Source organism: Haloferax profundi (assembly GCF_001469865.1).
Taxonomy (GTDB): Archaea; Halobacteriota; Halobacteria; order Halobacteriales; family Haloferacaceae; genus Haloferax; species Haloferax profundi.
On record NZ_LOPV01000586.1, the window covers coordinates 1 to 1,054 of the forward strand.

The window sequence follows — 1,054 nt, forward strand, 5'->3', positions numbered from 1 at the left end:
ACGTGCTGGAGGGTTTCGACGGAGTAGATGACGTCGAACTGGTCGTCACGGAGTTCGGGGACGAACTCCTCGATTGCGCCCGTGTGGAACGTCCCAGTCTGGGCTAACTCTGGGAAGTATTCGGCCATCGCCTCGAACGAGTCGTCGTTGAGGTCGATGCCGGTGAGATTCTTGTAGCCGTGGTCGAGGAGGTGAGAGAGGTGACGGCCGGAACTGCACCCGACTTCGAGAATCTTGGCGTCGGTGCTCACGTAGTGGTCGAAGACAGTCGCGAGCGTCTCACTCACCTCGTTCGGACCGATTTCGGCGTAGTACGCTGGTGAGTAATCTCCCGACCGTTCGGCCCACCCGCGATGGTTCTCCTCGGGGTCCATACTCGCCGGGACGTTGTCGAAGAGTAAAGGCCCCCCGAAGTCCGGGCACGGGAAATCGGGACGACGAGTGACTACTCGCTCTCGCCGGCGGTGCCGAGTTTCTTCGAGACTATCGACCCAATCGACGACCGGAGGGCGTCCAAATCGGTACCGCCCGCGTCGAGTCGAGCGTACTCCTCGCGGACGATACTCTCGAATACTCGTGTCTGGACTTCCGTGGTCGTCACCGCTTTGCCCACCGACTCGATGCGCTCGCGTGCTCGGTCGACACGCGGTTCAGTCACGAGTTCGGCGACACACTGGCTGGAGGTGTCACGAATCGGGTCGGCAATCGCTGCCGCCTCGACGTCGTCGTTTCGCAGTACAGCACTCCCACCGCGTCGATTTTCGACGACGACACCCGCCGCAGGTCCGTCGTACCACGCAGAGTCTGGGATTACGTACCGGTCAGGGTGGAAGTCCCGGACGTTCACCTCCTTTCGGAATGTGTTGACCGGGTCGAGGCCGAGACGTTCGAACACCTGTTCGGCCTTGTCGATTGGAAGCGGTCGGTCTGGTTTCTCGTTCCAGATACCGGTGCCCAGAAACGCCGGCGTTCGGTCCCAGTCGTAGTCGAGGCCGACGTTACACGGTGCTACGCCGAAGAATACGAACGCCGACGGGTCGTCGACGGCGTCGTA

The 1,054-nt window shown here is 61.6% G+C and carries 2 protein-coding genes; both read right to left on the bottom strand.

Annotated elements, in window-relative coordinates; all coding sequences use genetic code 11:
• On the bottom strand, positions 1–374 hold a 374-nt coding region (locus AUR66_RS17290; protein ID WP_157533202.1), incomplete at its 3' end, for a class I SAM-dependent methyltransferase.
• Positions 375–445: 71 nt separating this feature from the next.
• Positions 446–1,054 (bottom strand): hypothetical protein (locus tag AUR66_RS22275; RefSeq protein WP_058573419.1); only part of this gene is annotated, 609 nt, incomplete at its 5' end.